The sequence below is a fragment of the Pedococcus soli genome, from assembly GCF_054782575.1.
The window spans coordinates 81,196-96,210 of the sequence record NZ_BAAGSF010000005.1; the positions used below are offsets into that span (position 1 = coordinate 81,196).

The 15,015-nt window shown below is 71.8% G+C and carries 13 protein-coding genes and 2 tRNA genes; 5 read left to right on the forward strand and 10 right to left on the reverse strand.

Annotated elements, in window-relative coordinates:
* Positions 1-53: 53 nt before the first annotated feature.
* From ACYVKF_RS13510 to pepN, 6 genes are all read right to left on the reverse strand, one after another.
* Positions 54-1,496 (reverse strand): MFS transporter, encoded by a 1,443-nt coding sequence (locus ACYVKF_RS13510; protein ID WP_082553383.1) that lies wholly within the window; start codon positions 1,494-1,496, stop codon positions 54-56.
* Entirely contained in the window at positions 1,493-2,287 is a 795-nt protein-coding gene (locus ACYVKF_RS13515; protein WP_056917780.1) for a glycerophosphodiester phosphodiesterase family protein, read from the reverse strand. Before ACYVKF_RS13515 ends, ACYVKF_RS13510 begins: the two co-directional genes overlap by 4 nt.
* Positions 2,288-2,320: 33 nt before the next feature.
* Complete coding sequence (locus tag ACYVKF_RS13520; RefSeq protein ID WP_460967061.1) at positions 2,321-4,060, reverse strand: glycoside hydrolase family 13 protein; 1,740 nt, start codon at positions 4,058-4,060, stop codon at positions 2,321-2,323.
* A gap of 119 nt (positions 4,061-4,179) precedes the next feature.
* Positions 4,180-4,578 (reverse strand): globin, encoded by a 399-nt coding sequence (locus ACYVKF_RS13525; RefSeq protein ID WP_056917778.1) that lies wholly within the window; start codon positions 4,576-4,578, stop codon positions 4,180-4,182.
* Positions 4,575-5,513 (reverse strand): mechanosensitive ion channel family protein, encoded by a 939-nt coding sequence (locus ACYVKF_RS13530; protein ID WP_460967063.1) that lies wholly within the window; start codon positions 5,511-5,513, stop codon positions 4,575-4,577. The genes ACYVKF_RS13525 and ACYVKF_RS13530 overlap by 4 nt, the downstream gene beginning before the upstream one ends.
* A complete protein-coding gene (pepN, locus tag ACYVKF_RS13535; RefSeq protein ID WP_460967065.1) occupies positions 5,506-8,067 on the reverse strand; it encodes an aminopeptidase N in 2,562 nt (853 codons plus the stop codon). The genes ACYVKF_RS13530 and pepN overlap by 8 nt, the downstream gene beginning before the upstream one ends.
* Before the next feature lie 211 nt (positions 8,068-8,278).
* Here pepN and ACYVKF_RS13540 point away from each other — a divergent pair, with 211 nt between their 5' ends.
* From ACYVKF_RS13540 to ACYVKF_RS13550, 3 genes are all read left to right on the forward strand, one after another.
* On the forward strand, positions 8,279-8,905 hold the full coding sequence (locus tag ACYVKF_RS13540; protein WP_056917775.1) for a mycothiol-dependent nitroreductase Rv2466c family protein: 627 nt from the start codon (positions 8,279-8,281) through the stop codon (positions 8,903-8,905).
* 10 nt (positions 8,906-8,915) lie between these two features.
* A complete protein-coding gene (locus tag ACYVKF_RS13545; protein WP_460967067.1) occupies positions 8,916-9,383 on the forward strand; it encodes a ribose-5-phosphate isomerase in 468 nt (155 codons plus the stop codon).
* A gap of 172 nt (positions 9,384-9,555) precedes the next feature.
* Positions 9,556-10,611, forward strand: coding sequence for a PP2C family protein-serine/threonine phosphatase (locus tag ACYVKF_RS13550; protein WP_056917896.1), 1,056 nt, complete (start codon positions 9,556-9,558; stop codon positions 10,609-10,611).
* Between the two features lie 31 nt (positions 10,612-10,642).
* Here ACYVKF_RS13550 and ACYVKF_RS13555 read toward each other — a convergent pair whose 3' ends face one another.
* Complete coding sequence (locus tag ACYVKF_RS13555) at positions 10,643-11,146, reverse strand: DUF4395 domain-containing protein (protein WP_460967069.1); 504 nt, start codon at positions 11,144-11,146, stop codon at positions 10,643-10,645.
* 102 nt (positions 11,147-11,248) lie between these two features.
* Here ACYVKF_RS13555 and trmB point away from each other — a divergent pair, with 102 nt between their 5' ends.
* A complete protein-coding gene (gene trmB, locus ACYVKF_RS13560; protein WP_460967071.1) occupies positions 11,249-11,917 on the forward strand; it encodes a tRNA (guanine(46)-N(7))-methyltransferase TrmB in 669 nt (222 codons plus the stop codon).
* 177 nt (positions 11,918-12,094) lie between these two features.
* Here the strand turns inward: trmB and ACYVKF_RS13565 are convergent.
* Positions 12,095-12,168 (reverse strand) — tRNA-Pro (locus ACYVKF_RS13565).
* A gap of 91 nt (positions 12,169-12,259) precedes the next feature.
* Between ACYVKF_RS13565 and ACYVKF_RS13570 the strand changes: the two genes are divergently transcribed.
* Positions 12,260-12,330, forward strand: a tRNA-Gly gene (locus tag ACYVKF_RS13570).
* Positions 12,331-12,383: 53 nt separating this feature from the next.
* On the opposite strand, the gene ACYVKF_RS13575 is transcribed toward ACYVKF_RS13570, so the two are convergent.
* Together ACYVKF_RS13575 and ACYVKF_RS13580 are read right to left on the reverse strand one after the other, a co-directional pair.
* Positions 12,384-13,337 (reverse strand): zinc metalloprotease, encoded by a 954-nt coding sequence (locus tag ACYVKF_RS13575; RefSeq protein ID WP_460967073.1) that lies wholly within the window; start codon positions 13,335-13,337, stop codon positions 12,384-12,386.
* Between the two features lie 166 nt (positions 13,338-13,503).
* Positions 13,504-14,925 carry a dihydrolipoyl dehydrogenase family protein gene (locus ACYVKF_RS13580; protein WP_460967075.1) on the reverse strand — a complete coding sequence of 474 codons (1,422 nt, stop codon included), beginning with the start codon at positions 14,923-14,925 and terminating at the stop codon, positions 13,504-13,506.
* Between the last annotated feature and the right edge of the window lie 90 nt (positions 14,926-15,015).

The following is a 15,015-nucleotide window of genomic DNA, read 5'->3' on the forward strand; positions in this document are numbered from 1 at the left end:
GCATCCGCGCAGGTCAAGGGGGTCGAGGGCGACCGGCTCGAGGGCGGCGGTGGTCAGGGCTGTCGCGGCGCGATGCGCCGACCGGCGACGACGACCAGGGCGGCGACGACCGTCAGGCCCAGCCACATCGTCACGTACACCGGCACGTCCCGGCCCGCGACCGTGTGCAGGGCGGCGAACACGGCGCCGGCCGCCGCGATCCCGAGGACCGAGCCCAGGACGTCCGCGAGCTGCAGGGAGGACGAGGTGGAGCCGTGGTCGGCCGGCGACGTGAGAGTGAGCGACAGCACCGACAGGCTGGCCGTGCCGAGCCCCATGCCGGTGCCGCAGGCGACCAGCGCCAGGGCGATGAGGTAGGGGTTCCACGCGAAGTGGGTGATCGCGACGACGGCCACGAGCCCCGTGGACAGGAGCGCGCCACCGACGGAGACGAGTCGCTCGCGACGGCCGGCCCAGCGGTCGCGGCCCTGGACCCACGAACCCGCCGACCAGCCGAGGGACCCGACGGCCAGGATCGTGCCGGCCGCACCGAGCGACAGGCCGCGCTCGTTGACGAGCATGAGCGGGATGTAGGTGATGGTGCCGAAGAAGGAGCAGGTCAGGAGGAACCGCGCCACCATCACCGACGGCAGCCCGCGGCGCATGACCCAGGTGCCCGGCGGCAGCAGGAGCGGCGCGCTCAGCCCCAGCCCGACCACGCCCACGAGCGCCACGAGGGTCTGCGCGGACCACCGGAGCTCCAGCGAGTGCGTGCCCCACTGCACGGCGCCCGCGGAGGCGGCGATGGCGACCCCGAGCCAGGCGGCCCGGGCGTGCTGGCGGTGGTCGCGGCCCGAGGCAGCGACCCCCTCGTCGGCGGCGGCGATCTGCCCACGCCGGGCCACCACCGCCAGCAGCGCCACCACGACGGGTGCCACGACGAGCCAGAACACCCAGCGCCACGACCACGTCGTCGTCACCCACGCGGCGACCGGTGGGCCGAGCAGGGAGGGAAGGACCCAGGCGGCCGAGATGACGCTGAACACCTTGGGGCGCAACGACTCCGGGTAGGCGCGGCCGATCACGACGTACCCGGCGACGATGATGAGCCCGGCGCCCAGACCGGCCACGCCACGGCCCGCCAGGAACAGGCCGAACGAGCCTGACGAGCCGCACACGGCGCAGCCGACCCCGAACAGCAGCTGGCCGGCATACAACGAGGGAAGGGGACCCGCTCGGTCGGCCCAGACCCCCGCAAGCACGATGCCGAGCAGCTGCGTGGTGAGCATGACCGAGAAGGCCAACCCGTAGGACCGCACGGCGTCGAGCTCACGGGCCGCCTCGGGCATCGCGGTGGACACGGCCATGCCCTCGAAGGCGATCACCGTGATGAGGGCGACGAGGGCGACGGACAGCAGGGCGTAGGCGGGCGCGAAGACGCCGGGCCGTGGCGGCGCGACCCGCGTGGGTGCGTCACCGACGTCAACCTGCTCCGGTGCAGGCCTGGGCGAGCTCACCGGCCCAACGGTACGCCGCGCTCGGCGAGCACCTCGGCGAGCGTGTCGGTGCGGTCCGTGACGATGCCGTCGACGCCGAGGTCGAACAGTCGGTGCATCTCGGTGGCGTCGTCGATGGTCCAGACGTGCAGGTGCTTGCCCATGGCGTGCACCCGCTCGACGAGGGCCGGGGTGACGAGGTCGAGACGACGCCCGCCGACGACGTGCCCGGTGGGGACCTGCAGGACGGGCGCGGGGGAGCGCAGCCAGTCGGCGACGACGGACGGCGCGAACCGCAGCACCGCCACCTCCGACGGGCCGGCGGCCGTGGCCACGGCCGGACCGAGCAGCGCCCGCACGGCCCGCAGCCGGCGGCGGGAGAACGACCCGATGCAGACCCGGTCGAACGCGTCGTGCCGCCGCACCACGTCGGCGAGCCGCTCGACGGCACCGTCGGCCTTCACGTCGATGTTGACCCGGGCCTGCGGGAACTCCTCGAGCAGCTCGGACAGCAGCGGGATCGGCTCGGTGCCGTTGACGCGGGCGGTGCGCACCGCGGCATACGGGAGGTGGGCGATGGTGCCGCGCGCATCGGTGACCCGGTCCAGCACGTGGTCGTGGAACGCGAGCAGCTGCCCGTCGCTCGTCGCATGGACGTCGGTCTCGAGGTAGCGGTAGCCGAGGTCCACGGCGTGCCGGAACGCGGCGAGCGTGTTCTCGAGGTGGAGGTTGGCCGCCACCTTGGCACCGCCGCGGTGCGCCAGCCCGATGGGGGTCGGCGCATCGAGGTAGGCGAAGTCAGCGGCACGCACGGCACCAGTCTGCCGTGCGTGCCGCTGGCCGGCTCAGACGGCGGCCCAGACCGTCGTGTCGGTGGGAACCGCGCCGTCGTCGGCGAGGGGCCCCGAGGCGACGAGGACGGTCGCGCCGGCAGGCAGCCGCACGGCGTCGGCACCGAAGTTGGTGAGGACCAGGGTGTCGCCGGCGTGCTGACCGGTGTTGAGCACGGCCACGACGTCGTCGCCGAAGCCGTCCACCGACTGCAGGCCACCGGTGCCGAGCGCGCGCTCGCGGCGGATGCGCAGCAGCGAGCGGTACAGCTCGAGGGTGGAGCCCTCGACGCCGTCCTGCTGGTCCACGGCGTACTCGCCGTAGACCTCGGGCTGGGGCAGCCACGTCTGGTCCGAGGGGCCGAACCCGAACGCCGGGGCGTCCTTCTCCCACGGGATGGGCACCCGGCAGCCGTCACGGCCGATCTCGGCGCCCTCGGTGCGGATGAACGTCGGGTCCTGGCGGAACTCGCCGGGCATGTCGGTCGAGTCCGGCAGGCCGAGCTCCTCGGCCTGGTAGAGGTACGCCCCACCCGGCAGCGAGAGCATCAGCGCCGTGGCCGCCCGCGCCCGCTTGAGGCCCAGCGCGCGGTCGGGCTGCGGGTCCGTGGCGCTGATGCCGTTCGGCTGGCGCTCGCCGACCGGCAGGCCGAGGCGCGAGGCGTGCCGGACGACGTCGTGGTTGGACAGCACCCAGGTGCTCGGGGCGCCGACCGAGTCCGCGGCCTCGAGGGACGAGGCGATGACCGGGCGGAGCTCCTCGGCCGTCCACTGCGCCTTGAGGAAGTCGAAGTTGAACGCCTGGTGCATCTCGTCGGGGCGGACGTAGCGGACCGCGCGCTCCTGTGGACGGACCCAGGCCTCGGCGCACAGGATGCGGTCGGGCGTGCCGTAGCCGTCGAGGACCTTGCGCCAGCGGCGGTAGACGTCGTGGACCGCGTCCTGGTCCCACATCGGGGGCACGGGGGAGCCGGGCTTGAGCTCGCCGTCGAGCAGGTGCTGCTCCACGTCGTAGTCGGGCAGCCCCTTCTCCTTGACCAGGCCGTGGGCGACGTCGACACGGAAGCCGTCGATGCCGCGGTCGAGCCAGAAGCGCAGGATCGACTCGAACTCGTCGCCGACCTCGGGGTTGTCCCAGTCGAAGTCGGGCTGCTTGGTGTCGAACAGGTGCAGGTACCACTGGCCGGGCGTGCCGTCGGGCTCCGTGACCCGGGTCCAGCCGTCGCCGCCGAAGACCGAGCGCCAGTCGTTCGGCGGGAGCTCACCGTGCTCGCCCTTGCCGTCACGGAAGATGTAGCGGGCACGCTCGGGGCTGCCGGGGCCGGCGGCCAGCGCCGCCTGGAACCACACGTGCTCGTCGCTGCTGTGGTTGGGCACGAGGTCGACGATGATCTTCAGGCCGAGGTCGTGCGCCCTGGCCACCAGCTCGTCGGCGTCGGCCAGGGTGCCGAACAGCGGGTCGATGTCGCGGTAGTCGGCGACGTCGTAGCCGGCGTCGGCCTGGGGCGAGGTGTAGAAGGGGCTGAACCAGATCGCGTCGACACCCAGGGCCTTCAGGTAGGGCAGTCGCGCGGTCACGCCCGGCAGGTCGCCGATGCCGTCACCGTCGGCGTCCGCCCAGGAGCGGGGGTAGATCTGGTAGATCACCGCGTGGCGCCACCAGGCGGCGTCGGCCGAGTCTGCGGGGTGGAGGAGGTGGGTGGGGTGCGTCCCGCCGAGGGTGGCGTCGGACGTCGTGGAGAGGGTGTCAGTCACGGGAAACCATGGTGAGGCATCACGACCCGTGGACGAAACCGGGTTCCCGCCGTCTTGCCTTGTGGGCGGTCGGACGACCACCGCCCGGTATGGCGCGGGGTGCCGGATCGGGCGTCGGCTCAGTCCTCGTCGAGGCTGTTGACCAGGCTGAACGCGGCGCGCTCGAGGTAGTCGCGCAGCAGCAGGTCGTTCGCCGGGGGCAGGTCGAGGGTGTCGACGGCCGCCATCATGTGCAGGAGCCACCGGTCCCGCTGGGTCGGCGTGACCTTGAAGGGGTGGTGGCGCATCCGCAGCCGGGGGTGACCGCGCTGCTCGGAGTAGGTCGTCGGGCCGCCCCAGTACTGCTCGAGGAACAGGCGCAGCCGCTCCTCGGCCGGACCGAGGTCCTGCTCGGGGTAGAGGGCGCGCAGCGCGTCGTCGGTCGCGACGCCGCGGTAGAACTCGTGGACGAGCTTGCGGAAGGTCTCGTGCCCGCCGACCTCGTCGAAGAAGCTGCCGAACTGGCCGGAGGTGCTCACGGGGTGCCCCCGGCCGGACCGAAGGGCGTCATGACGGGAGCCTTGATGCCGTGCTCGTCGAACGCCGTCTTGACGCGCTCGCGGATCTCGCGGGAGACGCCGTACTGCTGCTCCGGCGCGGTCTTGGCGATGACGCGGATCGTGACGACGTTGCCGGTGATGGACTCGACGCCGACGACGTTGGGCTCCTCGAGGAGGAGGTCGGCGAACGCCGGGTCCTCGTCCAGCTCCTTCATGACCGTGCGGATGACCGCGACGGCGCGCTCGATGTTCTCCGCGTAGGACACGGGCAGGTCGACGATGGCGGTCGACCAGCCCTGGCTCTTGTTGCCGATCCGGATGATCTCGCCGTTGCGGATGTACCAGACCACGCCGCTGCCGTCCCGGAGGCGGGTGACCCGCAGCGAGACCTCCTCGACGGTGCCGATGGCCTCACCGGTGTCGACGACGTCACCGACGCCGTACTGGTCCTCGAGGATCATGAAGATCCCGGAGAGGAAGTCCTTGACCAAGCTCTGCGCCCCGAAACCGAGCGCCACCCCGCCGACGCCGGCAGTCGCGAGCAGCGGGGCGAGGTCGAGCCCTACGGCCGACATGACGGTCAGGATCGTGACCAGCGCGATGACGAAGGTCGCGCTGCTGCGCAGCAACGAGCTCATCGTCAGGGTGCGCTGGCGGTGCCGCTCACGGTCGATGCCCGCCGCCGCGGCCAGGGCGTTGCCGGCCCTACCGACGCGCCCCGGCTCGTGCGAGCGCCGTGCGTCGGCCTTGGCCAGGGTGATCCGGACGACCCGCTTGATCGAGCGCAGCGCCAGCCAACGCAGGACCACGCCCGCCAGGATCGTCACGACCACCTGGAGGGGGGCGCCACGGAACCAGTGCCACACCCCCTCGGGGGTGAGCGTGACGAGGCTGTGCAGGAACGACTCAGGCATCGGCGTCCCGGGACTGGGCCTGCAGGGCACGGGCGACACCGTCGCGGTTCTCGGCCACGAGGCGCACCAGCCCGGCGGGAGCGTCCGGGTGGCTGTCCAGCCACGCCTGCGAGGCGTCCAGCAGGCCCTGGTCGGCGAGGACCGTCGGGTAGTAGGTCACGAGGATCGACTCGGCGATCGCGTGGGTGCGCGACTCCCAGATGTCGAGCAGCGCGTCGTGGTACCGCTCGACGTACGGGCGCAGCAGCTCGGTGTCGAGCGCCTGCGTGAAGCCCAGCCCTGTGGCCTCGACCACGGAGTTGGGCAGTGACGCGTCCTCGACGCCGTCGTGCCACGCCTGCGCCTTGACCTCGGCCGTCGGGCGGGCTGCCAAGGCGCGGGCTGCGCGCTCGCGACCGGTGGAGGTGTTGTCGCGCGCCTGCTCGGCGGCGATCTCCTCCTCGGTGGCCGACCCCACCGCGGCGAGCGCGGTGAGCAGCATCCAGCGCATCTCGGTGTCGACGGCCAGGCCCTCGAGCGACCCGGTCCCGTCGAGCAGACCGCGCAGGAAGTCGGCGTCCGCGCCGCCGCGCTGCACGGCGGCATACGCGGTCAGGAGCTGGAGCTGGGCGTCGCTGGCGGGTTCGGCGGCCTCGGTGAGGGCGCGCAGTCCGGCGGTGACGGTGGTCAGGGCCGCGTCGCGGTGGTCGGGGGCGACGTAGAGGCGCGCCGCGCTCTGGAGCTGGGCCAGCACGGTGCGCAGCATCGTCGAGTTGGTCTCGCCGGGCAGGGAGGCCAGGACGAGGTCGATGAAGGCACGCGCCGACATCTCCGCGTCGCGGGTCATGTCCCAGGCGGCACCCAGGACCAGGGCCCGGGGGAGGCTGTCCTGGAAACCGCGCGGGTGGGCCAGCGCCGTCGCGAGGGACCGCTCGTCGAGGCGGATCTTGGCGTAGGCCAGGTCCTCGTCGTTGACGAGCAGCAGGTCCGGCACGGGCCGGCCGACGAGCTCGGGGACGGCCGTGGACGCCCCGTCGACGTCGAGCTCGAGCCGGTCGGTGCGCACCAGGACGGGGCCGTCGGCCTGCTCCTGCACGGAGTACAGACCCACCGCGAGGCGGTGCGGACGCAGGGTGGCGTAGCCCTCGGCGCCGGTCTGCTCGATGGTCGCCGAGGAGATCAGGCCACGGTCGTCGACCTCGACGACGGGGCGCAGGGTGTTGACGCCCGCGGTCTCCAGCCAGAGCTTCGACCACGTGCCGAGGTCGCGGCCAGAGGTGGTCTCGAGCTCGCCGAGCAGGTCCTGCAGGGTGGTGTTGCCCCACGCGTGCTTGGCGAAGTAGGCGCGCAGGCCGGCGACGAACGGCTCGCGGCCGACGTAGGCCACGAGCTGCTTGAGGACCGAGGCGCCCTTGGCGTAGGTGATGCCGTCGAAGTTGACCTCGACGTCCTCGAGGTCACGGATCGGGGCCACGATCGGGTGGGTGGAGGACAGCTGGTCCTGGCGGTAGGCCCAGGCCTTCTCGCTGATGCCGAAGGTCGTCCACGCGGACTCCCACTCGGTGGCCTCGGCCTGGCAGGTGGTCGACGCCCACTCAGCGAAGGACTCGTTGAGCCACAGGTCGTTCCACCACTTCATGGTCACGAGGTCGCCGAACCACATGTGTGCCAGCTCGTGCAGGAGGGTGAGGGCCCGGCGCTCGACGATGGCCTCGGTGACCTTGGCGCGGAAGACGTACGTCTCGTTGACGGTCACCGCGCCGGCGTTCTCCATCGCGCCCATGTTGTACTCGGGCGTGAAGAGCGTGTCGTACTTCTCGAACGGGTACTCGCAGTCGAACTCGTTCTCGAAGAACGTGAACCCGCGCTTGGTGCAGTCGAAGATGTTGTCGGCGTCGAGGTGTTCGAGCATCGACTTGCGGCAGAAGATGCCGAGGGGCACCGCACCCTTGCGGGTCTGCACCTCGTCGCGGACCACGGCGTACGGGCCGGCGACGAGCGCGGTGATGTAGCAGGACATCCGCTGCGTCGCGGCGAACTCCCAGCGGGCGACGCCGTCACGCACGGGGGTCGGCTCCGGGGTGGGGGAGTTGGACACGACCTCCCAGTGCGAGGGAGCCGTGATGGTGAAGGCGTAGGTCGCCTTGAGGTCGGGCTGCTCGAACACGGTGAACATGCGACGGCAGTCGGCCACCTCGAACTGCGAGTAGAGGTAGACCTCGTCGTCGACCGGGTCGACGAAGCGGTGCAGCCCCTCGCCGGTGTTCATGTAGGCGGCGGTCGCGTCGACCGTCAGGGTGTTGTGCTCCGCGAGCGACGGGAGCGTGATGCGGACGCCGTCGAAGTGGGTCGCCGGGTCCAGCGACTCACCGTTGAGGGTGATCGCCTCCACCGAGGGGGCGATGAGGTCCACGAACGTGGACTCCCCGACCTGGGCGCTCGTGAACGTCACCGTGGTGGTGGTCCGGAACGTCTCCTCCGACGTCGTCAGGTCGAGCGCGACGTCGTAGTGGTCGACGGCGACGACGGCCGCGCGGGCGACCGCCTCGTCGCGGGTCAGGTTTGTGCCGGGCACTGAATCTCCTGCAGGGGTTGGTCCACGTTTCGGCGCCAATCCTCGCACGCGCGGAGGGGTGTTCCCGCAACGGTGGGTATGGCGCCGCGTCGCCTCCCGGGTCCGCGTCGCGGCCCCGGTCAGGTTGCCGTGACGTCAACCAGCCCGGCCCCGGAGCGTTCCTCCGGGCCTCGGGTGCGGTCGGCGCGGGGGCAGTGGCAGGATTGGTCGGGTGACTGCTTCCGACGCTGCCCAGACCCGTACCTCCGCCGAGTTCTGGTTCGACCCGCTCTGTCCGTGGGCCTGGATGACCTCGCGCTGGATGATGGAGGTCGAGAAGGTCCGCCCGGTGGACGTGACCTGGTCGGTCATGAGCCTGGCCGTCCTCAACGAGGGGCGCGACCTGCCCGAGCAGTACCGCGAGATGATGGACCGCGCCTGGGGCCCCGTGCGCGTCATCCTCGCCGCCGCGGCCGAGCACGGCGACAAGGTCATCAAGCCCCTCTACGACGCCATGGGCACCCGCATCCACCTCGGTGGGGAGAAGGACTACGCCAAGGTGATCGTGCCGGCGCTCGAGGAGGTCGGCCTGCCGGTCGAGCTCGCCGAGTTCGCCGACACGGACGCGCACGACGACCGCCTCAAGGCCAGCCACCAGCGCGGCATCGACCTCGTGGGCGACGACGTGGGCACCCCCGTCATCGCGGTCGACGGGGTCGCCTTCTTCGGCCCGGTCGTGAGCCCGGCGCCCAAGGGTGAGGCCGCTGCGAAGCTGTGGGACGGCTGCGTGCTCGTCGCCGGCACGCCCGGCTTCTTCGAGCTCAAGCGCAGCCGCACCGTCGGCCCCATCTTCGACTGAGAGGCCTGCGATGCGCGTCCACATCGGCGGCGACCACGCCGCATACGAGCTGCTCGGTGAGCTCGTCGCGTTCCTCGAGGCCGAGGGCCACGAGGTCACCAACCACGGTCCGCACACCTACGACGCCGAGGACGACTACCCGGTGTTCGTGCTGCGCGCCGCCCGCGCCGTCGCAGCCGATGCGGACTCGCTCGGCGTGGTGCTCGGCGGCTCGGGCAACGGCGAGCAGATGGCCGCCAACAAGGTCGCCGGCATCCGCGCCGCGCTCTGCTACAACGAGGAGCTGGCCCGGCTCGCGCGTGAGCACAACAACGCGCAGGTCATCTCCATCGGTGGGCGGATGAACACCGTGGACGAGGCCAAGGCGATGGTGCGGACGTTCCTCGCGACACCGTTCTCGGGTGCGCAGCGACATGCGCGTCGCATCGACATGGTCAGCGCCTACGAGCAGGACGGGACACTGCCCGACCAGCCGTGATCTGTGGATTTCTCGGCCCCGGAGAGGTCAGCCCACTAGGCTGCTGAGGCAGGGCTGGAGACGGGGCCAGTCCGCCCCCAATGACCCTTCGGGGTGCCCTGCACCCCCGACCGGCCCGAAGGAACTCGCACTGGTGGACGTTGGCAGGTCGGTCCTTGCGCGTCGTTCCCTCATGACGCGGTTCCAGCGGACCCGGAGCCGTTTCGGCCGGTGGGGGACCGGCAGCACGTTCGCGCTCCTCGTCGTCGCTGACCTCCTGCTGTTCTGGGCCATGGCCGCGATCGGGACCTCGATCCCGTTCTCGGGGTATGTCCTCGTCGCCGTGCTCGCCGGTCTCTTCCTGGCTCCCCGCGTCCTCGCGGCGGGGGACGCGCTCGTGCTCCTCACCGCTGCGCTGACGCTCGTGAACCGGGGTGGTGGTCCGCCCTACTACGGGGCCTACACCGTCCTCGTCGTCGTCATGGTGATCATGTTCTGGGTCGCCGCGTCCCGGGCCCGGCTCGGGGTCCAGGGCAACCTGGGCGAGACCATGCTGGTCGACCTGCGCGACCGGCTGCGCACCCAGGGAGAGCTGCCGCCGATGCCGCCGGGCTGGGGCGCCGAGCTGTCGGTCCTGTCCGCCTACGGCGACTCGTTCTCCGGTGACTTCCTCGTGACCAACAAGTCCGACAACATCCTCGAGCTGGCACTCGTCGACGTCTCCGGCAAGGGCATCGCAGCCGGCACCCGGTCGCTGCTGCTGTCCGGTGCGTTCGGCGGCCTGCTCGGGTCACTGCCCTATGACCAGTTCCTGACGGCTGCGAACTCCTACCTCCTGCGCCAGCAGTGGGACGAGGGGTTCGCGAGCGCCGCGCACGCCTGGATCAACCTCGAGACTGGCGAGTACAGCCTCGCCTCGGCGGGCCACCCCCCGGCCGTGAGGTTCTCCGCGGGTTCGGGGCGCTGGAAGGTCCTCGAGGGGGACGAGGGCCCGGTGCTCGGGGTCACCGACGCCGTCGGCTTCCCGCGCGTGCGGGGCACGCTGCGCCGCGGTGACGCCCTGCTGCTCTACACCGACGGGGTCATCGAGGTGCGCAACCGCGACCTGCGCGACGGCATCGACCGCATGCTCGGGACGGCCGAGCAGATGATCGGGCGCGGGTTCGAGGGGATGGCGGCGAAGATGTGCGCCGCGGCCCGGGCCGGCGAGACCGACGACCGGGCTGCGGTCCTGGTCTGGCGCCGCTGACCGCTCGGACCGCCCGGACCGCTCCGTCCGTTCAGGCCGGGGAGGCTGCCCGGCGCTGGGCAGCGCGCTTGCTGATGTCGGCGCACTCGACGCAGATCGACTCCGGGATGATCCCCAGCCGCATCAGCCAGCCGAAGACGATGCACCCGACGCAGACGCCGGCCAGGGACTCCAGCGCCGGGAAGACCACCATGACCACGCCGATGACGACGACGGGGACGACGGCTCCGGTGAGCCACAGGACGGTGGCCGCCACGGTGAACACGGCCCCGATCGCCGCCGCGAACCGCTTGGGCGGTCCTGCGGTCCAGCGCGGCGGCGTCGCCACCCGGGGCCGGATGACGCGGCGGACGAGCTGCGCGATCGGGCTGGCCGACGGCCCCCACCCGGTACGGAGCACGAAGTCCACGGCAAGGACGCCGTAGAGCCACCACTGCTGCGTGGCCAGGGCGACCACGGCGAGCACGAGGACGACTCCGGCGATGAGGCGCACGGCGATCTCGTCGACGATGTTGGGGAAGCGGGAGATGCGCATGGACACATTATGGATCACATAAGCAACAGTTATCGCCAGCGTCCCGTCCCTCGGTCCGTGCCCCGATCCCGGCCGCGGCGCCGGTCCTCCTAGGCTGGGCCCATGGAGCCCATGCGCGACACCGGCCGGGTCCGGTCGTACGGCGCTCGCCGCGGCCGGCTGTCCGCCCTCACCCTGGACCGGCTCGAGCGGCTCGTGCCCCTCCACGGGATCCCCGAGGGCGTCCTCGACCCGGCCACCGCGTTCGGGCGCACGGCCCCCGTCGTCCTCGAGATCGGCTGCGGCCACGGCGCGGCCGCGCTGGCGTATGCCGCCGCCCACCCCGAGCACGACCTCCTCGCCGTCGACGTGTTCACCCCCGCGCTCGCCCGCATGCTGGCCGAGGCCGAACGCAGGGGCCTGAGCAACCTCTGGATGCACCGCGGCGACGCGGTCCAGCTGCTCGAGGAACGACTGCTCCCCGACACGCTCACGGCCGTGCACCTGTTCTTCCCCGACCCCTGGCCCAAGGGCAAGCACGTGAAGCGGCGCTTCCTCGCGCCGTACAACCTCGACCTCGTTGCCTCCCGCCTCGTGCCCGGCGGGCACCTCCTCGTGGCCACCGACCACCCCGTGCACGCCGCCCACGCCCGCGCGGAGCTCGGCGCGGACGCGCGGTTCGAGGTGACGGAGGGCGAGCGGCCGGACTGGCGGCCCACCGACGGGTTCGAGGAGAAGGGGCACCGCGCCGGAAGGTCGACCACGGAGTTCCGGGCCGTCCTGCTCGACTGACTGCCAGCGGCCTGATGACTCCGGTCGCGGGGTCAGGGCCGTGCCGAGTGGTCCTGCTGTCTCGGGTCCCGGGGTAGCCGGACGCCGCCGTCGCGTCCGGGCTCCTTCGTCGCCCGTGCGCTCCGGCTCCCGTCATCCGGCACCCCCGCCGACGGCCTGCGCAAGCTTGGCCGTTCGTCGGGGTAGCCGGATTCGAACCGGCGGCCTTCCGCTCCCAAAGCGGACGCGCTACCAAGCTGCGCCATACCCCGTGGACGGCGAGCCGATTTCGGCTCACACGATCGCGGGCATTAGGCTAACGCCTCGGATCTGCAGCGCCTCCGAGGGGCTGTCCCGGTCCACGCGGGCGTAGCTCAATGGTAGAGCCCTAGTCTTCCAAACTAGCTACGCGAGTTCGATTCTCGTCGCCCGCTCAGCAGAAGGGCCCCACCGGTGGTGGGGCCCTTCGTCATGCTGGAGGGAGCGATCAGCTCTTGCCCCCGCCCGCACGGAACTGCTGCCACGCATCGCTCATCCGGTCAGACTGGCCCCGGGTGAACATGTTCATGCAGGAGTCCTGCGTGTAGTCCATGAAGTTGTGGATCGGGTCGAGGCCCGGCGCGGTGCAGGTGTCCGCCCCGGTCGGGCAGTCGAACTGCGGCATCGCCTCGCGCGGGGTGTCGGCCACGAAGTCGCCGCTGGCCGCGCAGCCATGGGCGAAGGTGTGCTCGAGCATCAGCCAGTGACCCACCTCGTGGGTGAGGGTGTCGCCGAGCGCGTACTTGCCCGCGGTCCCGCCGGGCATGGACTCGTCGAGCATGACGACGCCGTCGATGTAGTCCCGGCCGTTGTTGTAGCCCTTGGGGAAGTAGGCCCACCCGAGCAGGCCGTCACCGATGTCCGCGGCGTACACGTTGAGGGTGCGTGCGTCTCCGGTGTAGAGCGACTTCTTCATGTCGCGCTCGTTCTTGCCGGGGACCACGGTGTACCACGCAGGGTTGACCGTCCAGGTGGTCTGGGTGAGGTCGAAGCGGAACGGGGTGTTCGCCGCGTCCGCGGCGGTGGCGCCGGAGTAGGAGTCGTTGAGGACCTTCATCTGAGCGGCGATGAGGGTGTTCCAGCGCTGCTTCTCGGCGGCGGTGAACGCGTCCTCGCCGATCATGTGGAAGACCGTCGGGATCCGGACGCTGCCGTTCGCGAGGCTCGGCAGGTCCTTGAGGACGCCGTAGGCGTTGGCCTCGTTCTTGGGGTAGAGCTCAGGCTCCTTGGCGGTCGCGCCCTTGATGACGCGCGCGGCGCTGGAGGCGTCGGAGGAGCAGGAGGCGGCACCGGGTGAGGTGCCGCCCGTTGAGGCGCTGACGGAGCTGGCAGATCCGGTGCCGAGCAGCAGCACGGCAGCTGCTGCCAGAACGCCGAGGCGGAGCGGGGTGCGGACTCGCATGGGGTTCCCTTCGCAGACCTTCCCCCCCGTGGGGGCTCCGGCGGACGCTACCCGCGCAGGGACGTCAGTGGCTGGTACCGAAGACGCATCTTTCGGACACTTCCCCACGTCGATCCGTGCTGGGCGGACCGTGGAGCGGCGTGGGCACGCCACGGCGCGGATCCGCTCAGAGGCCGTACTCCTCGAGCAGCCGCAACCAGATCTCACTCATCGTGGGGTAGGACGGGACCGCGTGCCAGAGCGTGGTGAGCGGCACCTTGCCGACGATGGCGACGGTCGCGGGGTGGATGAGCTCGGCGACGTCCTGGCCGACGAAGGTCGCCCCGACGAGCACCCCCGCGTCCTCGTCGACGACGATCCGCGCCTGCCCCTGGTACCCCTCGGCCTGCAGGCCCGACCCGGACGCCTTGTCCATCGGCAGGTCGACGACGCGGATGTTCAGCCCGCGCTCGCGGGCCTGCGCCTCGGTGAGGCCGGCCGCCGCGACCTCGGGGTCGGTGAAGACGACCTGGGGGGAGCCGAGGTCGTCCGCCCACGGCGTCGTCTTCCCGGCGTCGGGCTCGCGACCCGCGGCGCGGGCGCCGATGAGGTCACCGCAGGCGCGGGCCTGGTACTTGCCCATGTGGGTGAGGAGGGCGATGCCGTTGACGTCACCCACGGCATACAGCCAAGGCGCCTCGTCCGAGAGCCCCTCGACCTCCATGCGCTCGGTGACCGAGACGTAGCCGGCCTCGGTGAGCTCGGCGCCGACGGAGTCCAGTCCCAGCCCGTGCGTGGCCGGGGTGCGCCCCACGGCGACGAGCAGCTCGTCGGCCACGACGGTTCCGCCTCCCTCGAGGTGGACGGTCACCTCGCCGGTGGGACCGAGCCGGGAGACCTCCTCCGCCTTGGTGCCGGTGCGCACGTCGACGCCGTCACGCCGCAGGGCCTCCTCGACCGCCGTGCCCGCGAACTCCTCGTTGCGCCCCAGGAGCCCGGGCGCCTGCTCGACCACGGTCACTGCGGAGCCCAGCGCCTGGAAGACCTGGGCGAGCTCGCAGGCCACGACCCCGCCGCCGAGGACGGCGAGACGTTCGGGGATGCGCCGCGTCGTGGTCGCCTCCCGGTTGGTCCACGGCTTCGCCTCACGCAACCCCGGGATCGGGGGCATGGCGGGCGTCGTGCCGGTCGCGAGGACGACCGCATGGCGGGCACGCACCTCCCGGCCGTCCACCTCCAGGGCCTTGCTGCCGGTGAGGCGGCCCTCGCCCCGCAGGAGGGTGATGCCGACGTGGTCGAGCCAGCCGACCTGGCCGCTGTCGTCGAGGTGGTTGATCCAGGAGTCGCGGCGGTCGAGGACGCCCTGGGGGTCGAGGTGCGCGCCGTCCGACCCCTGCACGCGCTGGGAGGCCCGCGTCGCGTGGATCGGGCGCAGGAGCGCCTTGCTGGGGGAGCAGGCGTAGAAGCTGCACTCGCCACCGACCAGGTGCTTCTCGACGATCGCCACGGTCAGGCCGGCCTTGTGTGCGCGGTCGGCGACGTTCTCGCCGACCGGCCCTGCACCGATGACGACGACGTCGAACTCCAGGGGCTGCTGCTCGCTGCTCATGGTTCAAACCTAGGTGGGCCCGCGCGGTCCTGCCCGACGGACGGACGACGGTCCCCGAGGCGCGTGCCTCGGGGACCGTCGGTGGTGCAG

Bases quoted from the DNA above. Each gene is read 5' to 3' on its own strand.
- ACYVKF_RS13530 (WP_460967063.1), bottom strand. From the start codon at position 5,513: ATGCCTGAGTCGTTCCTGCACAGCCTCGTCACGCTCACCCCCGAGGGG.
- ACYVKF_RS13545 (WP_460967067.1), top strand. From the start codon at position 8,916: ATGCGCGTCCACATCGGCGGCGACCACGCCGCATACGAGCTGCTCGGT.
- ACYVKF_RS13550 (WP_056917896.1), top strand. From the start codon at position 9,556: ATGACGCGGTTCCAGCGGACCCGGAGCCGTTTCGGCCGGTGGGGGACC.
- ACYVKF_RS13555 (WP_460967069.1), bottom strand. From the start codon at position 11,146: ATGCGCATCTCCCGCTTCCCCAACATCGTCGACGAGATCGCCGTGCGC.
- trmB (WP_460967071.1), top strand. From the start codon at position 11,249: ATGGAGCCCATGCGCGACACCGGCCGGGTCCGGTCGTACGGCGCTCGC.
- ACYVKF_RS13575 (WP_460967073.1), bottom strand. From the start codon at position 13,337: ATGCGAGTCCGCACCCCGCTCCGCCTCGGCGTTCTGGCAGCAGCTGCC.
- ACYVKF_RS13580 (WP_460967075.1), bottom strand. From the start codon at position 14,925: ATGAGCAGCGAGCAGCAGCCCCTGGAGTTCGACGTCGTCGTCATCGGT.